Consider the following 21688-nt stretch of genomic DNA (forward strand, 5'->3'; position numbering starts at 1 on the left):
GTCTTTTTGTTGCACCAACTTTTTTATCTGTCCCGGCATCTAAGCTCTTTTAACCCGAGCAGCGGGGATGGAACGGCACACCTTCGTGCCACGCGGGCGCTCTTTCAGAAAAGCGCCTGATTGAAAACCGGGTCGGCAATGCGTTGCCGGCCCACTAGCCAAAGGCTCTGGAATTACCATGTCCGATCGTTTCGAACTCTTCCTCACTTGCCCCAAAGGCCTTGAAGGCCTGCTCATCGAGGAAGCCGTCGGGCTTGGCCTTGAAGAAGCGCGCGAGCACACCTCCGCCGTGCGTGGCATGGCGACCATGGAAACCGCCTATCGCCTGTGCCTCTGGTCGCGTCTGGCCAACCGCGTGTTGCTGGTGCTCAAGCGTTTCCCGATGAAGGACGCCGAAGACCTCTACCACGGCGTGCTCGACATCGACTGGCAGGATCACATGCTCAGCGACGGCACCCTGGCCGTCGAATTCAGCGGCCACGGCTCGGGCATCGACAACACCCACTTCGGCGCGCTGAAAGTCAAAGACGCCATCGTCGACAAACTGCGCACGCCGCAGGGCGATCGTCCATCCATCGACAAACTCAACCCGGACCTGCGTATCCACCTGCGTCTGGATCGCGGCGAAGCGATTCTGTCCCTCGACCTTTCCGGCCACAGCCTGCACCAGCGCGGCTATCGCTTGCAGCAGGGCGCGGCGCCGCTGAAGGAAAACCTCGCGGCGGCAATCCTCATTCGCTCCGGTTGGCCGCGTATTGCTGCCGAAGGTGGCGCACTGGCTGACCCGATGTGCGGTGTCGGTACGTTCCTCGTCGAAGCCGGGATGATTGCCGCCGACATGGCGCCGAACCTGCGTCGCGAGCAGTGGGGCTTTACCGCGTGGCTCGGTCACGTGCCGGCACTCTGGAAAAAACTCCATGAAGAAGCCGTCGAGCGTGCCGCCGCCGGTCTGGCCAAACCGCCGCTGTGGATTCGCGGTTACGAAGCCGACCCACGATTGATTCAGCCAGGCCGCAACAACGTTGAGCGCGCCGGCCTCAGCGAGTGGATCAAGATCTACCAGGGCGAAGTGGCGACCTTCGAGCCGCGCCCGGACCAGAACCAGAAAGGTCTGGTGATCTGCAACCCGCCGTACGGCGAGCGTCTCGGTGACGAAGCCAGCCTGCTGTATCTCTATCAGAACCTCGGCGAGCGTCTGCGTCAGGCCTGCCTGAACTGGGAAGCGGCGGTGTTCACCGGCGCCCCGGATCTGGGCAAGCGCATGGGTATCCGCAGCCACAAACAGTATTCGTTCTGGAACGGCGCGCTGCCGTGCAAACTGCTGCTGATCAAGGTTCTGCCCGATCAGTTCGTCACTGGCGAACGTCGCACTCCGGAACAGCGTCAGGCCGAGCGCGAGCAAGCGGCTTACGATCAGACCCCGGACGAGCCGCAAGAGCGCAAGTTCAACAAGAACGGCAACCCGATCAAGCCGACGCCAGCCCCGGCGCCAGTGATCGAACAGCCGCGCCTGAGTGAAGGCGGGCAGATGTTTGCCAATCGCTTGCAGAAAAATCTCAAGGCGATGGGCAAGTGGGTCAAGCGCGAAGGCATCGATTGCTACCGCGTCTATGATGCCGACATGCCCGAATACGCAATGGCCATCGACCTGTACCACGACTGGGTGCACGTTCAGGAATACGCCGCGCCGAAATCCATCGACCCGGAAAAAGCCTCGGCGCGCATGTTCGATGCGCTGGCGGCCATTCCGCAGGCGTTGAACGTCGACAAGAACCGCGTGGTGGTCAAGCGCCGCGAGCGGCAGAGCGGCACCAAGCAGTACGAGCGTCAGGCGGCGCAGGGCAAGTTCGTCGAGGTCAATGAAGGTGGCGTGAAGTTGCTGGTCAACCTCACCGACTACCTCGACACCGGCCTGTTCCTCGATCACCGGCCGATGCGTATGCGCATTCAGAAAGAGGCGGCCGGCAAACGCTTCCTCAATCTGTTCTGCTACACCGCGACCGCCAGCGTGCACGCGGCCAAGGGCGGCGCTCGCAGCACCACCAGCGTCGACCTGTCGAAAACCTATCTGGACTGGGCGCGGCGCAACCTGTCGCTGAACGGCTTCTCGGACAAGAACCGTCTGGAGCAGGGCGATGTGATGGCGTGGCTGGAAAGCAGCCGTGACGAATACGACCTGATCTTCATCGACCCGCCGACGTTCTCCAACTCCAAGCGCATGGAAGGCATCTTCGATGTGCAGCGCGATCAGGTGCAGTTGATCGACTTGGCGATGGCGCGGCTGGCACCGGGTGGCGTGCTGTATTTCTCCAACAACTTCCGCAAGTTCCAGTTGGAGGAAAACCTCGCCGAGCGTTATGCGGTCGAGGAAATCAGTGCGCAGACCATTGATCCGGATTTCGCCCGCAATACCAAGATCCACCGCGCCTGGAAAATCACGGCTCGTTGACGCTTTCACTGGTTGGATCCACAGAGCGTTGATTTTTAACGGCTCGGTGGATCCAGCGGTGCTAGCTAAATTAGTGGCTAATAGCTATAACTCACACACCGCCAATGGGGTTTTCCCGCAAATCTGGCGGAGTGAGTCGTGCTTATGCCGTTGCACCCCGTGCGCCCGAAAATCCTCGGTTTCATCAGTGAAGACGTCTCAGCCTGGCTGGTCGCTTTGCTGGTGTTGCTTGCCGGCGGGATTCTCACCGGGCTGCTCGCATGGGGCACCTTCAACCAGTTTCAGCAACAATCGCGTCAGCGTTTCCAACTGCTGGCCAACGAACGCTACAGCCGCATCGCCGAACGTTTTCAGGACCAGGAGCAACGTCTCGATAGTCTGCGGCGGTTCTTCGCCAACTCCGAATCGGTGTCCCGCGCTGAATTCGATGGTTACTCTCGACCGTTATTGCTGCGCACCCAAGCCTACACTTACGCGCCGCGAGTCAGCGGTGCCGAACGGGCCGCCTTTGAACAGCAGGTACGTGATGAAGGCCTGAGCGAATTCACCATTCGCGAACTGGACGCCAAAGGCGAATTGCAACTGGCGCCGCCGCGCGACGAATACGTGCCGGTGCTCTACACGCAAACCCAGAGCCGACTGGCGCCGCCGCTGGGTTACGACTTGCTCGCCCAACCCTTGCGCCGCGAAACCCTGCAACGCGCCGACCAGTTCGGCAGCATGGCGGTGTCGCAACCGATGCATCTGGTCGGGATCGAGCCGTCGTATGCGCGTGGTGTGCTGCTGCTGGCGCCGGTCAGTCGCGCTGGAGAGTCGCAGCCGTTCGGCTATGTGATGGCGGTGATCAGCATGCGCCAGTTGCTCGCCGACGGACTGCCCGATGCCCTGCACGATTATCTGTCGGTGCGCATTCTCGACCTGTCGACCCAGGATCAGCACGAGGCGCTGTTCGAATCGAGCAACGAAGCGGTGCCCGGCGATCTGGCGGCGACGCGTTTGCTGCGCATGGCCGATCACGACTATCAGGTCGATATCCTGCCAAGCTACGCCTTCATGCAGGCCAACCATTCGTCGGTGGGCAGCGTGATCATTCTTGGCGGCTTGCTCAGCGCACTGTTCAGCGCCTTGCTTTACGTGCTGGTCAGCCAGCGCCAGCGCGCGGTGCGCCTGGTCGAGGTGCGCACGCAGGAGTTGCACGAGCGCGAGCAGGAATTGCGCGGCACCCACGGTCAACTGCGCGGCGTGCTGAATGCCGCCACTCAGGTCGCGATCATTGCCACCGACCTGCGCGGCGTGATCAACACCTTCAACCCCGGCGCCGAGCAAATGCTCGGCTACAGCAGCGCCGAAGTCGTTGGGCGCATGACCCTGGAGAATCTGCATTTGCCTCGCGAGCTGGCGGCGCGTTCGGCCGAGTTGAGTGCGCGCTACGGCAAAAGCATTCCGACTTGCCACGCGATGCTGGTCGAGGGCGGCGAAGTCGGCGGCCATGAAGCGCGCGAGTGGACGCTGGTGCGCAGCGACGGCAGTCATCTGCCGGTGAACATGCTCGCCACCCCGGTGCTTGACGAACAAGGCCTGTGGGTCGGTCATCTGGCGATCTGCATCGACATCACCGAACGCAAGCGAGTGCACGAGGTGCTGGCAGCACGCGACACATTGCTGAAGAAGCTCAGCGCCCATGTTCCCGGTGGCATCTACCAATTCAAGATGGAATTCGACGGACGCTTCAGCGTGATCTACGCCAGCGATGGCATCCGCGAAATCTACGAGCTGGAGCCGGATGTGCTGCTGCTCGACTCCGAGGCGATCTTCAGTCGTATCCACCCGCAGGATGCGATTCGCGTGCGCAGCTCGATCCGCGAATCGGCGGAAAACCTCAGCCCTTGGCGCGAAGAGTACCGCGTGCAATTGCCCGAGCGCGGTCTGCGCTGGGTGCGCGGCGAGGCGACACCGGAAGAGCTGCCGGGCGGCGGGGTGCTGTGGCACGGTTATATCTCGGATATCTCCGATCTCAAGCGCGTGGAAGAAGAATTGCGCGCGTTGTCGATCACCGACTCGCTGACCGGCATTCACAACCGCCGCTATTTCCAGGAACGCCTGACCACCGAAATGGCCCGGGTCGAGCGTGGCGGCGGTGAGTTGTCGGTGATCATGCTCGACATCGACCACTTCAAACGCATCAACGATCAGTTCGGCCACGCCGTCGGCGACCGCGTGCTGCAGGCAGTCTGCGAGCGGATTGGCCATCGCCTGCGCCGCACCGACGTGTTCTGCCGTTTGGGCGGTGAAGAGTTCATGGTGCTGTGCCCGGATATCGACGGTGAACACGCCTACATGCTGGCGATGGAGTTGTGGGAAGGTTTGCGTAGCGCGCCGGTGGACGTGGTCGGCTTGGTCACCGCGAGTTTCGGCATCGCCAGCTGGCGCCCGGGGGAGGGCGCAGATGCGCTGTTGCTGCGCGCTGACTCAGGGGTTTACGCGGCGAAGCAGAATGGCCGGGATCGGGTTGAGCGGGAGATGAGCTGAGCCGCTGATGCTCGATACACCACAAACCTGTGGGAGCTGGCTTGCCAGCGATAGGGTCATTCCAGTCAGCATATTCGGTGACTGACAGTCCGCTATCGCTGGCAAGCCAGCTCCCACAGGGTTTTGTGGTGTGGCTTGGATTGGGTTACAGCACCGAAGCGGTCTGCGGCAGTTTCGGCTGTTTGTACAGATCCAGCAGCACCTGATCGAGTACCGACGAGGCGCCGAACGGGGCTTTGTCGTTGAGGATCGCCACTACCGCCCAGGTATTGCCGTTCACGTCACGGCTGAAACCGGCAATCGCGCGCACGGTGTTCAGGGTGCCGGTCTTGACGTGGGCTTCGCCGCGCATCGCCGTGGTTTTCAGACGTTTGCGCATGGTGCCGTCGGTGCCGGCAATCGGCAGCGAGCTGATGTACTCGGCGGCGTACGGGCTGTGCCAGGCGGCTTGCAGCATGTTGGCCATCTCACGCGCGCTGACCCGCTCGGCCCGCGACAGACCAGAGCCGTTCTCCATCACCAGATGCGGCGCGGTAATGCCTTTCTTCGCCAGCCACTGCCGCACCACGCGCTGCGCAGCCCGCGCGTCATCACCATCGGCATCGTTGCGGAAACGCTGGCCAAGACTGAGGAACAGCTGCTGGGCCATGGTGTTGTTACTGTATTTGTTGATGTCGCGGATAATCTCGGCCAGATCCGGCGAGTACGCGCGGGCGAGCAGTTTGGCGCCGCTCGGCGTCGGTGCCAGACGATCCTTGCCCTGGATGCTGCCACCCAGCTCCTTCCAGATCGCCCGCACGGCGCCGGCGGTGTAGGTCGCGTGGTCGAGCAGCGACAGGTAGGTCTGCGAGCTGCAGCCTTCGCCCAACTGGCCGCCGACGGTTACGGTCACGCTGCCATCGGCCTGCGGCACCGGGTTGTAGCGCACGCCGCCGGTGCATTGCTTGGACGGCAGCGCCTTGACAGTGTTTTCGATACGAATGCTGGCAATCGGCGGCTCAACCGAAATCAGTACGCGGCCACCGTCATTGCGCGCGACGAAGCGCAGGGCCTTGAGGTTGACCAGCAATGAGTCGGGCTTGACCAGGAACGGCTTGTTGTCGTCGTTGCCGTCATCGTTGAATTCCGGCAATTGCGGCTGCACGAAGAAATTGCGGTCGAGGATCAGGTCACCGGTAATCTGGGTCACGCCGTTGGCGCGCAGGTCGCGCATCAGCAGCCAGAGTTTTTCCATGTTCAGCTTCGGGTCACCGCCACCCTTGAGGTAGAGGTTGCCGTTGAGAATGCCGCCGTTCAGGTCGCCGTCGGTGTAGAACTCGGTTTTCCACTGATGGTTGGGGCCGAGCATTTCCAGCGCCGCGTAGGTGGTGACCAGTTTCATTGTCGAGGCCGGATTGACCGAAACGTCGGCGTTGAACACGGTCGGCGTGCCCGGACCGTCGAGCGGCACCATCACCAGCGACAGCGCAGTGGGCTGCAACTTGCTGGCCTTGAGGGCTTTTTCGACGTTCGGGGTGAGGGAAGTGTTGATAGTGGCAGCGGAGACAGGCAGGGCCAGAGGCAGAAGAAGGCCGGCGAGAAACAGTGGACGCAACGATTTGATCATATGCAATAAAACCCTGCAAAAGAGGGGGAAAAAGACGAGGACATGGATGAAAAGGCCCTCAGTGGTCATGAAAGTGTCGGCATTATGCCCCAAGCTGTAACAGCTTGTGCCGTGTCGCGACCGGCCAATCGCTTATTTTTTTACAGGCGGTCGGCCGCAGCGACCAGAGAGTCGGGCAATCGCCGGCTTAAACTGGTAAAGTGCCGGCCGTTATTACTTAAGAGGATTGTTCCAATGGCGACTAACCGTTCCCAGCGTCTGCGCAAAAAACTGTGCGTTGATGAATTTCAAGAGCTGGGTTTCGAACTGAACCTGGACTTCAAAGAAGACTTGTCCGAAGAAGCCATTGACGCTTTCCTCGAAGCATTCATCAAAGAAGCCATGGAAGCCAACGGTCTGGGTTATGTTGGCGGCGACGACTTCGGTCTGGTGTGCCTGCAGAAGCGTGGCTCGGTCAACGAAGAGCAGCGCGCTGCCGTTGAAGCCTGGCTGAAAAACCGCTCCGAGCTGACCAAGTATGAAGTCAGCCCGCTGCTGGACGTGTGGTATCCGGAAAAGCCGATCAACGCGGCCAAGTGATACTGAAAAAAACGGCGACCTGAGAGTCGCCGTTTTTTTTCGTCTGGGGTTTGGGTGGTACGGCTTGGGTTTGGCGGTGGATTCGCCCCTCACCCCAGCCCTCTCCCGAGGGAGAGGGGGCCGATTTGTGGGCTTTTCGGGATGTGAGTTCGACTTGGTATCCCTCGTCGGCGTATATCTTCCGAGCACCTGGGTCAGTCCCCTCTCCCTTTGGGAGAGGGTTAGGGTGAGGGGCTTTTGATCTTAAGCTCTGCGCCAATTCAAAATCACCAGCGTCAAAACCCCCGCCACAATCCCCCAGAACGCCGAACCAATGGAAAACAGCGTCAACCCCGACGCCGTGACCATAAACGTGATCAACGCCGCTTCCCGTTCCTTCACCTCGCTCATGGCAATGCTCAAGCCATTGATGATCGAGCCGAACAACGCCAGCGCGGCAATCGACAGCACCAGTTCTTTCGGCAACGCCGCAAACAATGCCGCCAACGTCGCGCCGAACACCCCGGCAATCCCGTAGAACACCCCGCACCAGACCGCTGCGGTGTAGCGCTTGTTGCGATCTTCATGGGCATGCGGGCCGGTGCAGATCGCCGCGCTGATCGCTGCGAGGTTGATGCCGTGGGAGCCGAACGGCGCCAACAGCAGCGAGGCGATGCCGGTGGTGGTGATCAGTGGCGAGGCCGGGACGTTATAGCCATCGGCGCGCAGCACGGCGATGCCGGGCATGTTCTGCGAGGTCATCGCCACCACGAACAGCGGAATGCCGATGCTGATGGTCGCGGCCAGGGAGAAGTGCGGCGTGGTCCACACCGGGGTGGCCACTTCCAGGTGAAAGCCGCTGAAATCCAGCAGCCCCATGAAGCCCGACAGCGCAGTGCCAATCAGCAGCGCTGCAAGCACCGCATAGCGTGGTGACAGGCGCTTGACCAGCAGATAAGTGAAGAACATTCCCAGCACCAGACCGGTACGGTGTTGCGCGGCGACGAAGATTTCGCTGCCGATCTTGAACAGAATCCCTGCCAGCAGAGCTGCCGCCAAAGAAGCCGGGATCTTTTTTACCAGCCGTTCGAAGCTGCCGGTCAGGCCGCAGATCGTCACCAGCACCGCGCAGGTGACATAGGCGCCGATCGCCTCGCCATAACTGACACCGCCCAGGCTGGTGATCAGCAACGCCGCGCCGGGGGTCGACCAGGCGATGGTGATCGGCGTGCGATAGCGCAGCGACAGACCGATCGAACACACCGCCATGCCAATCGAAATCGCCCAGATCCACGAGGAAATCTGCCCGCTGCTCAGGCCGGCCGCTTGCCCGGCCTGGAACATCAGCACCAGCGAACTGGTGTAGCCGGTCATCATCGCGATGAAACCGGCGACGATGGCGGAAGGCGAGGTGTCGGCGAGAGGGCGCAGGCGGGCGTGGGTGGCGTCGGTCATGACGGCGGTGTTCCTTATACCAATGAAGATGTCCGCCACAACACAGAACCTCTGTGGGAGCGAGCCTGCTCGCGAAAGCGGTAGGTCAGTCAACATTCATAGTGAATGTGGAATGGCTTTCGCGAGCAGGCTCGCTCCCACGAGGGATTGCGGTCATGCAGCGGATTCTGCGATCAAGCCTAAACTCAAACGTAACTCAGCGTTGCAATACAGCCGCAGGCGCAAACAGCCGTACAGTCGTGTTGCCACCATTCATTGTGTACAATCGCGCTGTTTTTTACGCGATACTTGCCAGCGACCTACTGTGCCGTATTACAGTCACGGTCTATTCGCCGCAGTTTTCCCGACTCGAGTGCCCATGAACGAACAGTTGCAACCCCTCAAGAAACAACCGCGAGCAGGCAAAGCCGGCCGCAGCGGAACCCAGGACGATATTGTCTACGCGCATATCTTCGAGGCCATCCTCGAACAGCGTCTGGCGCCCGGCACCAAATTGAGCGAAGAAGCGCTGGGGGAAATCTTCGGGGTGAGCCGCACCATCATTCGCCGTGCACTGTCGCGTCTGGCCCATGAAGGCGTGGTGCTGTTGCGGCCGAACCGTGGCGCCGTCGTCGCCAGCCCGAGCGTTGAAGAGGCGCGTCAGGTGTTCCTCGCACGGCGTCTGGTCGAGCGGGCGATCACTGAACTGGCTGTGCAACATGCCACTGCCGAGCAGATCGCTGAACTGCGGCAGATGGTCAACGACGAGCGCGACAGCTTCTCCCGTGGCGATCGTGGTGCCGGTATTCGTCTGTCGGGTGAATTCCACCTGAAGCTGGCGGAAGCGGCAATGAACGCACCGTTGATCAGCTTCCAGCGCAGCCTGGTGTCGCAAACCTCGCTGATCATCGCCCAGTACGAAAGCGGCAACCGCTCGCATTGTTCGTACGACGAACACACGCAGTTGATCGACGCCATTGAAAAGCGCGACGGCGAACTGGCGGTGAACCTGATGATGCATCACATGGATCACATCGACAGCAAGCTCAACCTCGACGAGGAAGGCGCGTCGGATGATCTGCATGCGGTGTTCTCGCATTTGTTGCAGACCAAGAAGCCGGGGCGTCCAGCGGCCAAGCTCTAAGCTGAGACCGAGTCGCGGCTTTCGCGAGCAGGCTCGCTCCCACAGGGAAATGCATTTCAAAGGTGGGAGCGAGCCTGCTCGCGAAGACAATCTGACCGGCAACAAAAATCCCCCGGGGTAAACACCACCGGGGATGATCGTTCCCACGCTCCGCGTGGGAATGTCTCTAGGGACGCTCCGCGTCCAGTGACGCGGAGCGTCACGGGCTGCATTCCCACGCAGAGCGTGGGAACGATCAGTGCAGGAAAACCTAGCGCTGATGCACCAGCGCCCCCGCTGCATACGTCTGCGCCACGGTGCGGTCATCGCCCAGGGTCATCAGCACAAACAACGTCTCGGCGATGTTATTCGACTGTTTCAAGCGGTAGCTCAGCAGCGGCGTGGCGTTGTAATCCAGTACCAGGAAGTCGGCATCACTGCCCGGTTGCAGGTTGCCGATCTTGTCTTCCAGACGCAGCGCCCGCGCGCCACCCAACGTCGCCAGATACAACGATTTGAACGGACTCAGGCGCGCGCCTTGCAGTTGCATCACTTTGTACGCTTCGTTCAGCGTCTGCAGCAGCGAGAAACTGGTACCGCCGCCGACGTCGGTGCCGAGGCCGACATTGAGCTTGTGCTTTTCCGCCATCGGCAGGTTGAACAGGCCGCTGCCGAGGAACAGGTTCGAGGTCGGGCAGAACGAGATCGCCGAGCCGGTTTCCGCCAGTCGCGCGCATTCTTCGTCACACAGGTGCACGCCGTGGGCGAATACCGAGCGTTCGCCAAGCAACTGGTAGTGATCGTAGACGTCGAGGTAACCCTTGCGCTCCGGGAACAGCTCTTTGACCCACTCGATTTCCTTGAGGTTTTCGCTGATGTGGGTCTGCATGTACAGATCCGGATATTCCGTCAGCAATTGCCCGGCCAGGGTCAGTTGTTCCGGGGTGCTGGTCGGTGCGAAACGCGGCGTCACCGCATAGTGCAAGCGACCCTTGCCGTGCCAGCGCTCGATCAGCGCCTTGCTGTCGACGTAGCTGGATTCGGCGGTATCGACCAGATAGTCCGGGGCATTGCGGTCCATCATCACCTTGCCGGCGATCATGCGCAGATCAAGCTTCTCGGCGGCCTCGAAAAACGAATTCACCGATTGCGGATGCACGCTGCCGAACACCAGCGCCGTGGTGGTGCCGTTGCGCAGCAGTTCCTTGATGAAAATATCGGCCACTTCGTCGGCGTGAGCCTTATCACCAAACTGGCTTTCGCAGGGAAAGGTGTAGGTGTTCAGCCAGTCGAGCAGTTGCTCGCCGTAGGAGCCGACCATGCCGGTCTGCGGCAGGTGAATGTGTGTGTCGATAAAGCCCGGGGTGATCAGCGCATCCTGATAATGGTTGATCTCGATATCTGCCGGCAGGGTTGGCAGCAGTTCGCTGGCGTGGCCGAGGGCACTGATCTTGCCGTCGTCGACCACCAGCAGGCCGTCCTCGAAATATTCATAAGAGGCTTCGATGCCGACTTCGGCAGGGTCGGCAATGCTGTGCAGAATGGCGGCGCGGTAGGCTTTGCGAGTCAGAGGCATGAGGGTTCTCTAATCAGTTTGAGGCTTTGAGTTTGGCGGACTGGCTGCGGCGCGAGGCGGGCAGCAGTCGGGCAATCGGTTCGGCGCGGGCGCTGTGCTGGCCGAAATTGGCGTTATAGGTGGCGATGATTTCACCGGCGATGGAGATGGCGATTTCCACAGGCAGTTTGCCTTTGACTTCGCCGATGCCCATCGGGCAGCGCATGCGCTGCACCACGCTCGGGTCGAAACCACGATCACGCAGACGGTGTTCGAATTTGGCGCGTTTGGTTTTCGAGCCGATCAGGCCGAACCAAGTGAAATCGTTACGCTTGAGAATCGCCGCGGTCAGCTCCAGATCGAGCTGATGGTTGTGGGTCATGACGATGCAGTAGCTGCCGGCGGGCAGATCATCGACTTCGTCCACCGGCTCTTCGCTGACGATTTTACGCACGCCGTGGGGGATGTGTTCAGGGAACTCGGCCTCGCGCGAATCGATCCAGCGCACCCGGCAGGGCAGGCTGGCCAGCAGGGGCACTAGGGCGCGACCGACGTGGCCGGCACCGAACACGGCAATCTGCGCCTGCACCTGGCCCATCGGTTCGAACAGCAACACCGTAGCGCCGCCGCAGCACTGGCCGAGACTGGCGCCGAGGCTGAAGCGCTCCAGGTGGGTGTCCTGCTTGCCGCTGGCGAGCATCTCGCGGGCGATCTGCATGGCTTTGAATTCCAGGTGCCCGCCACCGATGGTGTCGAACAGGCGGTCGGCGCTGACGACCATTTTCGAGCCGGCGTTGCGTGGCGTCGAGCCGAGTTCTTCGATGATCGTCACCAGCACACAGGGCTCGCCCTGATTCTGCAGGTCGGCGAGGGCGTCGATCCAGTTGTACATGTTCACCTCGACATCTTCGTTGTCTGTGCCGGCCTCTTCGCGAGCAGGCTCGCTCCCACATTGGCAATGCATTCCAAATGTGGGAGCGAGCCTGCTCGCGAATGGCCGCGCCTCGGTCCTAGAGCGGAGCCAGCTCGGTTTCAGCTTCGACAGCTTTCACCGCTTTGAGCTGGCGCATCTGCTCGCAGCCCCACAACACCCGCTCCGGCGTGGCCGGCGCATCGATCTTCGGCTGATGCTGATAATCACCGAGGCTCGCCACCGCGTCCTTGATTGCGCACCACGCGGCGATGCCGAGCATGAACGGCGGTTCACCGACAGCTTTGGAATGGAACACCGTGTCTTCCGGGTTCTTGCGGTTTTCCACCAGTTTCACCCGCAGATCCAGCGGCATGTCGGCCACCGCCGGGATCTTGTAGCTGGCCGGGCCGTTGGTCATCAGCTTGCCTTTGTTGTTCCAGACCAGCTCTTCCATGGTCAGCCAGCCCATGCCCTGGACGAAACCGCCCTCGACCTGACCGATGTCGATCGACGGGTTCAGCGAGGCGCCGACGTCGTGCAGGATGTCGGTGCGCAGCATCTTGTACTCGCCGGTCAGGGTGTCGACGATCACTTCGCAGCAGGCTGCGCCGAAAGCGAAGTAATAGAACGGACGCCCACGCGCCTGACTGCGGTCGTAATAGATTTTCGGGGTCTTGTAGAAGCCAGTGCTCGACAGCGAGACCTGATTGAAATACGCCTGTTGGATCAGCGCTTCGAAGGTCAGAATCTGCTCGCGCACCCGCACGTGGCCGTTGCGGAATTCGACGTCTTCTTCGCTGACTTTGTAGTGCCGCGCGGCGAATTCGACCAGGCGTTGCTTGATGGTCTGTGCTGCGTTCTGCGCGGCTTTGCCGTTCAGGTCGGCGCCGCTGGAAGCAGCGGTCGGAGAGGTGTTCGGCACTTTGTCGGTGTTGGTCGCAGTGATCTGCACACGATCGATTTCGACCTGGAACACTTCCGCCACGACCTGGGCGACTTTGGTATTCAGGCCCTGACCCATTTCCGTGCCGCCGTGGTTCAGGTGGATGCTGCCGTCGGTGTAGATGTGGATCAGCGCACCGGCCTGATTGAGGAAACTGGCGGTGAAGGAAATGCCGAATTTCACCGGTGTCAGCGCCAGGCCTTTTTTCAGGATCGGGCTGTTGGCGTTGTAGCGACGGATCGCTTCGCGGCGCTCGGCGTACTGGCTGCTTTCTTCCAGTTCGGCGGTCATCTCTTCGAGCATGTTGTGCTCGACGGTCTGGTAGTAGTGGGTGACGTTGCGCTCGGTTTTCCCGTAGTAGTTGGCCTTGCGCACCGCCAGCGGGTCGAGCTTCAAGTGCCGGGCGATCGCATCCATCACTTCTTCGATGGCGACCATGCCTTGCGGGCCACCGAAACCACGGTAAGCGGTGTTCGACGCGGTGTTGGTCTTGCAACGGTGACCATTAATCGTCGCGTCGCCCAAGTAATACGAGTTGTCCGAGTGGAACATCGCCCGGTCAACGATCGAAGCAGACAAGTCCGGCGAGCAGCCGCAGTTGCCGGCCAGCTCCATGTTGATCCCGTGCAGACGGCCGCTGCTGTCGAAACCGACGTCGTACTCAACGTAGAACGGGTGGCGCTTGCCGGTCATCAGCATGTCTTCGACGCGCGGCAGGCGCATCTTGGTCGGTTGGCCGGTGAGGTGCGCGACCACCGCGCACAGGCACGCCGGGCTCGCGGCCTGGGTTTCCTTGCCACCGAAACCACCGCCCATGCGGCGCATGTCGACTACGATCTTGTTCATCGACACGTCGAGCACTTCGGCGACCAGTTTCTGCACTTCGGTCGGGTTCTGCGTCGAGCAGTAGACGATCATCCCGCCGTCTTCAGTAGGCATCACCGAGGAGATTTGCGTCTCCAGATAGAAGTGCTCCTGGCCGCCGATGTGCAGCGTGCCCTGAATACGGTGTTCAGCCGTGGCCAGTGCAGAGGCCGAGTCGCCGCGCTGGTGGGTGTGGCTGTCGAGCACGAAATGGCGCTTGCGCAGGGCTTCGACGACGTCGAGCACCGGTTCCAGATCTTGGTATTCGATGATCGCCGCCATCGCTGCCTTGCGCGCGGTTTCCAGGTCTTTCGCCGCGACCGCCAGCACCGGCTGGCCGACGAACTGCACGTCATCGATGGCCAGCAGCGGGTCGCCCGGCATCAGCGGGCCGATGTCTTTCAGGCCCGGCACGTCTTCGTGGGTAATGACAATGCGCACGCCTTCGAAGGCGTAGCACGGCGACGTGTCGATGCTGAGGATTTTCGCGTGGGCGCGGTCCGACAGGCGCGCATACAGATGCAACTGGTTGGGGAACTCCAGGCGATCGTCGATGTACTGCGCTTCACCGGACACATGCTTGGCGGCGCTGTCGTGCTTGACGCTGCGACCGACACCGGTGGTCAGATCCTTGGCGAACAATTCGGCCAATTCAGCCTGGGTCTTCTCTACGGCGTGATGATTAGACATAAGCGGTCACCCGAGTCTCGATGTGCGGTGTTTGCAGTTCGATGAAGTATTTGCGCAGCAGGTTCTGCGCGCTGAGCAGGCGATATTCCTTGCTGGCGCGGAAGTCCGAGAGCGGCGTGAAGTCTTCGGCCAGCGCGGCGCAGGCGCGCTCGATCACTGCGTTGTTGAACGGCGCGCCTTGCAGCACGGCTTCGCAGTGCGCAGCGCGTTTCGGAATCGCCGCCATGCCGCCGAAGGCCACCCGCGCGTCGCTGATCACGCCATTTTCCACGCGCAGATTGAAGGCAGCGCAGACGGCGGAGATGTCGTCGTCCAGGCGCTTTGACACTTTATAGGCGCGGAACAACTGCTCGGCGCTGGCGCGCGGGACGATGATTTTTTCGATGAACTCGCTTTCCTGACGCGCGGTGACACGATAGTCGATGAAGTAATCTTCCAGGTTCAGCGTGCGGCGGGTTTCGCCTTTGCACAGCACGATCTGCGCGCCGAGGGCGATCAGCAGCGGTGGCGAGTCACCGATCGGCGAGGCGTTGCCGATGTTGCCGCCGAGGGTCCCTTGATTGCGGATCTGCAACGAGGCGAAGCGGTGCAGCAATTCGCCGAAGTCCGGGTACTCGGCATTCAAGGCCTCGTAGCAGTCGGAGAGGGCGGTGGCGGCGCCGATTTCGATGCGGTCATCGAAGGTTTCGATGCGCTTCATTTCGGCGACGTTACCGACATAGATCATCACCGGCAGAGTGCGGTGGAACTGGGTGACTTCCAGCGCCAGATCGGTGCCGCCGGCGAGCAGCCGCGCTTGTGGATAAGCGTCGTAGAGATCGGCCAGGTCAGCGACGGTCAGCGGCACCAGGCAGCGCTTGTCGCCGCTGTTGAGTTCGCCGATATCGGTCGGCGCGATGGCCTTGAGGCGGGCAATGGTTTCGGCTTCACGGGCGTCGAACTGATCCGCTGGCTTGCCGCAGCAGGATTGTTCGGCAGCGGCGAGAATAGGGCGGTAGCCGGTGCAGCGGCAGAGGTTGCCGGCCAGCGCTTCGTGAGCCTTGGCCTGATCCGGCGCGTCGCTGTTCTTTTGCAGGGCGAACAACGACATGACGAAACCGGGGGTGCAGAAGCCGCACTGCGAACCGTGGCACTCGACCATGGCTTTCTGCACGCTGTGCAGTTCGCCCTTGTGCTTGAGGTCTTCAACGCTGATCAGTTGCTTGCCGTGCAAGGACGAGACGAAAGTCAGGCACGAATTGAGGCTGCGATAGCGAATATGCTCACGCCCGCTGTCATCGGTCTGCAACTCGCCAACCACCACGGTGCAGGCGCCGCAGTCGCCACTGGCGCAACCTTCTTTGGTGCCGGGCTTGCCTACGTGTTCGCGCAGGTAATTGAGCACAGTCAGATTCGGGTCCAGGGCGTGCTCGCTACGGAGTTCCTGGTTAAGTAAAAACTGGATCACGGAAGGCCTCGCAGACTCATTATTGTTGTTAACCGACGTGAACCGAATTTAGCAGGTCTGACTTTTCGGTCAATGGTTTTCTGACTTAAAGGTCAGGAAAATCCGTTTCGTCGATCAACAGCGTGTCTATTCAGTATTGACCTTCATCGGTCACTGCGCTTTTTTGCGGGATTCGTGCCAAAAACCGCTGAGTGGGCACTCCGCCATGACCGCGCATTTGCGCTACACTGCGCCGCTTGTGCAGATCGATAGAGTTTGAAGGACAACCATGACGTTCAAGGCGCCGGACAGCCTCGCCGAGCAAATCGCTCACCACCTCGCCGAGCGCATCATTCGTGGCGAAATGAAGCCGGGAGAGCGCATCCAGGAACAGAAGGTCACGCTGGCGCTCAACGTCAGCCGCGGTTCGGTCCGCGAAGCCTTGCTGATCCTCGAGCGCCGTCACCTGATCGCGATCCTGCCGCGTCGTGGCGCCCACGTTACCGAGCTGACGCCGCACAAGGTGCAGAGCCTGTGCACGCTGATGAGCGAGCTGTACATCCTGCTTGGCAATTCGGTGGCCAATGGCTGGCAAGTGCAGTCGGACATGGCGCCGTTCGTGCAGATCCAGCAGCGCCTGACCGCCAATTACGAACGCGGCGATATCCGCAGCTTCGTCGATGACAGCTTTGCGGTGATGCGCGCCGCCTATCCGTTTGCCAACAATCCGTACCTGCAAGAAACCGTCGAGAACCTCCAGCCGGCGATGAGCCGCGCGTATTTCCTTGCCCTCGAACAGCGCAAGGCGGAAATGAGCGAATTCCTCGAACTGTTCGAACGCTTGCTCGCCGCCGTCCTCGCCCGTGATTTGCCGCAGATCCGCATCGTGCTCACGGCGTATGCCCAGCGCAGCTGCGATCTGGTGGTGTCTGCGCTGACGGTTGCCTGAGCGTGCGGCTGAAGTGCATCAAACTGGCGGGGTTCAAATCCTTCGTCGACCCGACCACGGTGAACTTCCCCAGTAACATGGCGGCGGTCGTCGGGCCGAACGGTTGCGGCAAGTCGAACATCATCGACGCCGTGCGCTGGGTGATGGGCGAAAGTTCGGCGAAGAACCTCCGTGGCGAGTCGATGACCGACGTCATCTTCAACGGTTCGACCAGCCGCAAACCGGTGAGCCAGGCGAGCATCGAACTGGTGTTCGACAACTCCGATGGCACGCTGCTCGGCGAATACGCGGCCTATGCGGAAATTTCCATCCGCCGCAAAGTTACCCGCGATAGCCAGACCACTTATTACCTCAACGGCACCAAATGCCGTCGGCGCGACATCACCGATATCTTCCTCGGCACCGGCCTCGGGCCGCGCAGCTACTCGATCATCGAACAGGGGATGATCTCCAAGCTGATCGAATCCAAGCCCGAAGACCTGCGCAATTTCATCGAAGAAGCCGCCGGCATCTCCAAGTACAAGGAGCGTCGCCGCGAGACTGAAAACCGTATCCGCCGCACCCACGAAAACCTCGCCCGCCTGACCGACCTGCGCGAAGAGCTGGAGCGCCAGCTCGAGCGCCTGCACCGTCAGGCCGAGGCGGCGAAAAAGTATCAGGAACTCAAGGCCGAAGAGCGTCAGCTCAAGGCGCAACTGTCGGCGCTGCGCTGGCAGGATCTCAACGAGCAGGTCGGCCAGCGCGAGTCGATCATTGGCAACCAGGAAGTCAGCTTCGAAGCGTTGGTCGCTGAACAGCGTAACGCTGATGCGGCCATCGAACGCCTGCGCGACGGTCACCACGACCTGTCCGAACGCTTCAATCTGGTGCAGGGTCGCTTCTATTCGGTCGGCGGTGACATTGCCCGGGTCGAGCAGAGCATTCAGCATGGCCAGCAGCGGTTGCGCCAGTTGCAGGACGATCTGAAAGAAGCCGAGCGCGCGCGTCTGGAGACCGAATCGCACCTTGGCCACGACCGCACGCTGTTGCTGACCCTCGGCGAAGAGCTGGACATGCTCACGCCAGAACAGGAAGTCACCAGCGCTGCCGCCGAGGAAGCCGCTGCGGCCCTCGAAGAAGCCGAAACCACCATGCACGGCTGGCAGGAGCAGTGGGATGCTTTCAACCTGACCGCTGCCGAACCACGCCGTCAGGCTGAAGTGCAGCAGTCGCGGATTCAGCAGCTGGAAAGCAGCATGGAGCGTCTGGCTGACCGACAGAAGCGCCTCGCTGAAGAGCGCGCGTTGCTGTCCGCCGACCCGGAAGACGCGGCGATCATGGCGCTCAACGAGCAGCTCGCCGAGTCCGAAGCGACTCTCGAAGATTTACAGACCAGCGAAGAAGCGCAGGTCGAAAAGCTTGAACAACTGCGTCAGGAATTACAGCAAGCGTTGACCGCGCAGCAGCAGGCGCAGGGCGATCTGCAGCGGCTCAACGGTCGTTTGGCGTCGCTGGAAGCCTTGCAACAAGCGGCGCTCGATCCGGGCACCGGCACCGCCGAATGGTTAAAGGAACACAACCTCGCCGAGCGTCCGCGTCTGGCCGAAGGTCTGAAGGTTGAGGCCGGTTGGGAATTGGCGGTGGAAACCGTGCTCGGCGCCGATCTGCAAGCGGTGCTGGTCGACGATTTCAGCGGTTTTGATCTGTCCGGATTCACCCAGGGCGATCTGCGCCTGCTCAGCCCGGCCAGCGATGGCGTGCGGGTGGCGGGCAGTCTGCTGGACAAAGTCGAGGCGCAGATCGATCTGTCGCCGTGGCTCGGCCAGGTCAAACCGGTCGACAGCCTTGAACAGGCGCTGGCCTTGCGCGGTCAGTTGAGCGCCGGGCAGAGCCTGATCAGTCGCGATGGCTACTGGGTCGGTCGGCACTTCTTGCGTGTACGTCGCGCCAGCGAAGCGGAAAGCGGCATGCTCGCCCGTGGCCAGGAAATCGAAGACCTGCAACTGGAGCGCGAAGAGCGCGAAGCCACGGTCGAGGCCATGGAAACCCGCCTGCAAACCCTGCGCGCGCAACAGCGCCAGCAGGAAAACGGCCGCGAACACCTGCGCCGCTTGCTGCAGGACGAAGCGCGCCAGCAAGGCGAACTGAAAGCGCAGTTGTCCGCCGGCAAGGCCAAAGCCGAACAGCTGACATTGCGCCGCACCCGTCTCGATGAAGAACTGGTCGAACTCGCCGAACAGCGCGAGCTTGAGCACGAACAGGTCGGCGAAGCGCGCATGCAATTGCAGGAAGCGCTGGACGCCATGGCGCTCGACACCGAGCAGCGCGAGTTGCTGCTGGCCCAACGCGACAGCCTGCGCGAGCGCCTTGATCGCGTGCGTCAGGAAGCGCGGCAGCACAAGGATCACGCCCATCAATTGGCCGTGCGTCTCGGCTCGTTGCGCGCCCAGCATAACTCCACGCGCCAGGCGCTGGAGCGTCTGGAAATGCAGGCCGAACGCCTGACTGAAAAGCGCGAACAGTTGAGTCTGAATCTGGAGGAGGGCGAGGCGCCGCTGGAAGAGCTGCGCCTCAAGCTCGAAGAGTTGCTCGACAAGCGCATGACCGTCGATGAAGAGCTCAAGACCGCGCAGATCGCCATGGAAGACGCCGATCGTGAATTGCGCGACGCGGAAAAACGCCGCACCCAGGCCGAGCAGCAATCGCAGTTGATTCGCGGCCAGCTCGAACAGCAACGCATGGAATGGCAGGCGCTGACCGTACGGCGCAAGGCTTTGCAGGATCAATTGCTCGAAGATGGCTACGATCTCAACGGCGTGCTCGCCACATTGACCGCACAAGCCAGTGAACGCGAAGCCGAAGAAGAACTCGAACGCATCAACGCGCGGATTCAGCGCCTGGGTGCGATCAACCTCGCGGCCATCGATGAATACACGCAACAATCGGAGCGTAAACGTTATCTGGATGCGCAGGACGCCGATCTGGTCGAGGCGCTGGAGACCCTGGAAAACGTCATCCGCAAAATCGATAAGGAAACCCGCAACCGTTTCAAAGATACCTTTGATCAGATCAACGGTGGTTTGCAGGCACTTTTCCCGAAAGTTTTCGGTGGCGGGCGCGCGTATTTGGAACTGACGGGCGAAGATCTACTCGATACAGGGGTGACGATCATGGCGCAGCCGCCCGGGAAGAAGAACAGCACCATCCATTTGCTCTCCGGCGGCGAAAAAGCCCTGACTGCACTGGCCCTGGTTTTTGCCATCTTCAAGTTGAACCCGGCGCCGTTCTGCATGCTCGATGAGGTTGACGCGCCACTGGATGACGCTAACGTTGGACGCTACGCACGCCTGGTCAAAGAGATGTCGCAGACCGTGCAGTTCATTTACATCACCCACAACAAGATCGCCATGGAAATGGCCGAGCAGTTGATGGGTGTGACGATGCATGAACCGGGCTGTTCGCGACTGGTGGCGGTGGATGTCGAGGAGGCGATGGCGATGGTGGACGCCTAGCGGCGCAGCTGCAGGTTACAAGCTCCAGGCTGCAAGTGGACGGCTTGTGGCTTGGAGCTCAAAGCTTGTAGCTGCGAAGCCTTTGATCGTGCTAGTTTAATGTCAATTTTTCGTATACGTGGGCAAAACGCCTGTCAGAACATAGAGTTGGCGCCACGTTTTAAAGCGGTTTACGCAGTGTAAACCCCTTATTTTTCAGCATTTTTTATAGAGGCACGGGATTACATGGAAATCGGTCTGCGCGAGTGGCTGATCGTCATCGGCATCATTGTGATAGCCGGTATTCTTTTCGATGGCTGGCGCCGTATGCGCGGCGGCAAGGGAAAGCTGAAATTCCGTCTCGACCGGAGCCTGTCCAATCTGCCGGACGAGGACACCAGCGCCGAGCTGTTGGGCCCGGCCCGCGTCCTGGATACGCACAAAGAGCCGCAACTGGACGAGCACGATCTGCCGTCGGTGAGCATGCCCAACCGCGAAGCCCGCGAGCCGCGTGAATCCGGTTCGAAACGTGGCAAGCGCGGCAGCAACGGCCCGGCGCAGGGCGACTTGAACCTCGACCTCGATCTGGACGGCGGCCCGAGCTTCAGCAGCCGCGATGACGATTTCGCCGAAGACAGCAAGCCTGCAGCGGCCGTGGCGGAAAAAGATCAGCCACAAGCCGAAGAAGTCCTGGTGATCAGCGTGATTTGCCGCGACCCGGCCGGCTTCAAAGGCCCGGCGCTGCTGCAGAACATTCTCGAAAGCGGCCTGCGTTTCGGCGAGATGGACATTTTCCACCGTCACGAAAGCATGGCCGGCAACGGCGAAGTGCTGTTCTCCATGGCCAATGCGGTCAAGCCGGGCATCTTTGATCTGGACGACATCGACCACTTCAGCACTCCGGCGGTGAGCTTCTTCCTCGGTCTGCCAGGCCCGCGTCATCCGAAGCAGGCCTTCGACGTGATGGTCGCGGCAGCCCGCAAGCTGTCCCAGGAACTGAACGGCGAACTGAAAGACGACCAGCGCAGCGTACTGACTGCGCAGACGATTGAGCACTACCGTCAGCGCATCGTCGAATTCGAACGCCGCGCCCTGACCCAGAAGCGCTAAGGCCAAATCAAAAGATCGCAGCCTTCGGCAGCTCCTACAGAGGACCGCGATAACTGTAGGAGCTGACGA

The 21688-nt window shown here is 61.1% G+C and carries 13 protein-coding genes; 7 read left to right on the forward strand and 6 right to left on the reverse strand.

Annotated elements, in window-relative coordinates; translation table 11 throughout:
• Nucleotides 1-178: 178 nt before the first annotated feature.
• Together rlmKL and V8J63_RS06775 are read left to right on the forward strand one after the other, a co-directional pair.
• Nucleotides 179-2449 carry a bifunctional 23S rRNA (guanine(2069)-N(7))-methyltransferase RlmK/23S rRNA (guanine(2445)-N(2))-methyltransferase RlmL gene (gene rlmKL / locus V8J63_RS06770; RefSeq protein ID WP_024012311.1) on the forward strand — a complete coding sequence of 757 codons (2271 nt, stop codon included), beginning with the start codon at nucleotides 179-181 and terminating at the stop codon, nucleotides 2447-2449.
• A 144-nt stretch (nucleotides 2450-2593) separates the two neighbouring features.
• Nucleotides 2594-4978, forward strand: coding sequence for a sensor domain-containing diguanylate cyclase (locus V8J63_RS06775; RefSeq protein WP_336463803.1), 2385 nt, complete (start codon nucleotides 2594-2596; stop codon nucleotides 4976-4978).
• A 145-nt stretch (nucleotides 4979-5123) separates the two neighbouring features.
• Here V8J63_RS06775 and dacB read toward each other — a convergent pair whose 3' ends face one another.
• Complete coding sequence (dacB, locus tag V8J63_RS06780) at nucleotides 5124-6584, reverse strand: D-alanyl-D-alanine carboxypeptidase/D-alanyl-D-alanine endopeptidase (protein WP_073473982.1); 1461 nt, start codon at nucleotides 6582-6584, stop codon at nucleotides 5124-5126.
• A gap of 234 nt (nucleotides 6585-6818) precedes the next feature.
• Between dacB and V8J63_RS06785 the strand changes: the two genes are divergently transcribed.
• A complete protein-coding gene (locus tag V8J63_RS06785) occupies nucleotides 6819-7163 on the forward strand; it encodes a YggL family protein (protein ID WP_016773843.1) in 345 nt (114 codons plus the stop codon).
• A 243-nt stretch (nucleotides 7164-7406) separates the two neighbouring features.
• Here V8J63_RS06785 and V8J63_RS06790 read toward each other — a convergent pair whose 3' ends face one another.
• Nucleotides 7407-8597 (reverse strand): benzoate/H(+) symporter BenE family transporter, encoded by a 1191-nt coding sequence (locus V8J63_RS06790; protein ID WP_323164964.1) that lies wholly within the window; start codon nucleotides 8595-8597, stop codon nucleotides 7407-7409.
• A 358-nt stretch (nucleotides 8598-8955) separates the two neighbouring features.
• Between V8J63_RS06790 and V8J63_RS06795 the strand changes: the two genes are divergently transcribed.
• Nucleotides 8956-9720, forward strand: coding sequence for a GntR family transcriptional regulator (locus V8J63_RS06795; RefSeq protein WP_007918375.1), 765 nt, complete (start codon nucleotides 8956-8958; stop codon nucleotides 9718-9720).
• A 250-nt stretch (nucleotides 9721-9970) separates the two neighbouring features.
• Here V8J63_RS06795 and guaD read toward each other — a convergent pair whose 3' ends face one another.
• From guaD to xdhA, 4 genes are all read right to left on the reverse strand, one after another.
• Nucleotides 9971-11275, reverse strand: a complete 1305-nt coding sequence (gene guaD / locus V8J63_RS06800) for a guanine deaminase (protein WP_263219290.1) — start codon at nucleotides 11273-11275, stop codon at nucleotides 9971-9973.
• Nucleotides 11276-11288: 13 nt separating this feature from the next.
• On the reverse strand, nucleotides 11289-12146 hold the full coding sequence (xdhC, locus tag V8J63_RS06805) for a xanthine dehydrogenase accessory protein XdhC (protein WP_073473987.1): 858 nt from the start codon (nucleotides 12144-12146) through the stop codon (nucleotides 11289-11291).
• Between the two features lie 118 nt (nucleotides 12147-12264).
• Complete coding sequence (xdhB, locus tag V8J63_RS06810; protein WP_130911536.1) at nucleotides 12265-14664, reverse strand: xanthine dehydrogenase molybdopterin binding subunit; 2400 nt, start codon at nucleotides 14662-14664, stop codon at nucleotides 12265-12267.
• Nucleotides 14657-16111 (reverse strand): xanthine dehydrogenase small subunit, encoded by a 1455-nt coding sequence (gene xdhA / locus V8J63_RS06815; RefSeq protein ID WP_122692164.1) that lies wholly within the window; start codon nucleotides 16109-16111, stop codon nucleotides 14657-14659. The genes xdhB and xdhA overlap by 8 nt, the downstream gene beginning before the upstream one ends.
• 268 nt (nucleotides 16112-16379) lie before the next feature.
• Here xdhA and V8J63_RS06820 point away from each other — a divergent pair, with 268 nt between their 5' ends.
• The 3 genes from V8J63_RS06820 to zipA all read left to right on the forward strand — a co-directional run bounded on the left by V8J63_RS06820 (nucleotide 16380) and on the right by zipA (nucleotide 21619).
• Nucleotides 16380-17039 (forward strand): GntR family transcriptional regulator, encoded by a 660-nt coding sequence (locus tag V8J63_RS06820; RefSeq protein ID WP_039763015.1) that lies wholly within the window; start codon nucleotides 16380-16382, stop codon nucleotides 17037-17039.
• A gap of 2 nt (nucleotides 17040-17041) precedes the next feature.
• On the forward strand, nucleotides 17042-20530 hold the full coding sequence (gene smc, locus V8J63_RS06825) for a chromosome segregation protein SMC (protein ID WP_336463804.1): 3489 nt from the start codon (nucleotides 17042-17044) through the stop codon (nucleotides 20528-20530).
• A 225-nt stretch (nucleotides 20531-20755) separates the two neighbouring features.
• Nucleotides 20756-21619 carry a cell division protein ZipA gene (zipA, locus tag V8J63_RS06830; protein WP_016773851.1) on the forward strand — a complete coding sequence of 288 codons (864 nt, stop codon included), beginning with the start codon at nucleotides 20756-20758 and terminating at the stop codon, nucleotides 21617-21619.
• The last annotated feature ends 69 nt before the right edge of the window (nucleotides 21620-21688 follow it).

It is taken from the genome of Pseudomonas sp. CCNWLW23 (assembly GCF_037095675.1).
Taxonomy (GTDB): domain Bacteria; phylum Pseudomonadota; class Gammaproteobacteria; order Pseudomonadales; family Pseudomonadaceae; genus Aquipseudomonas; species Aquipseudomonas atacamensis.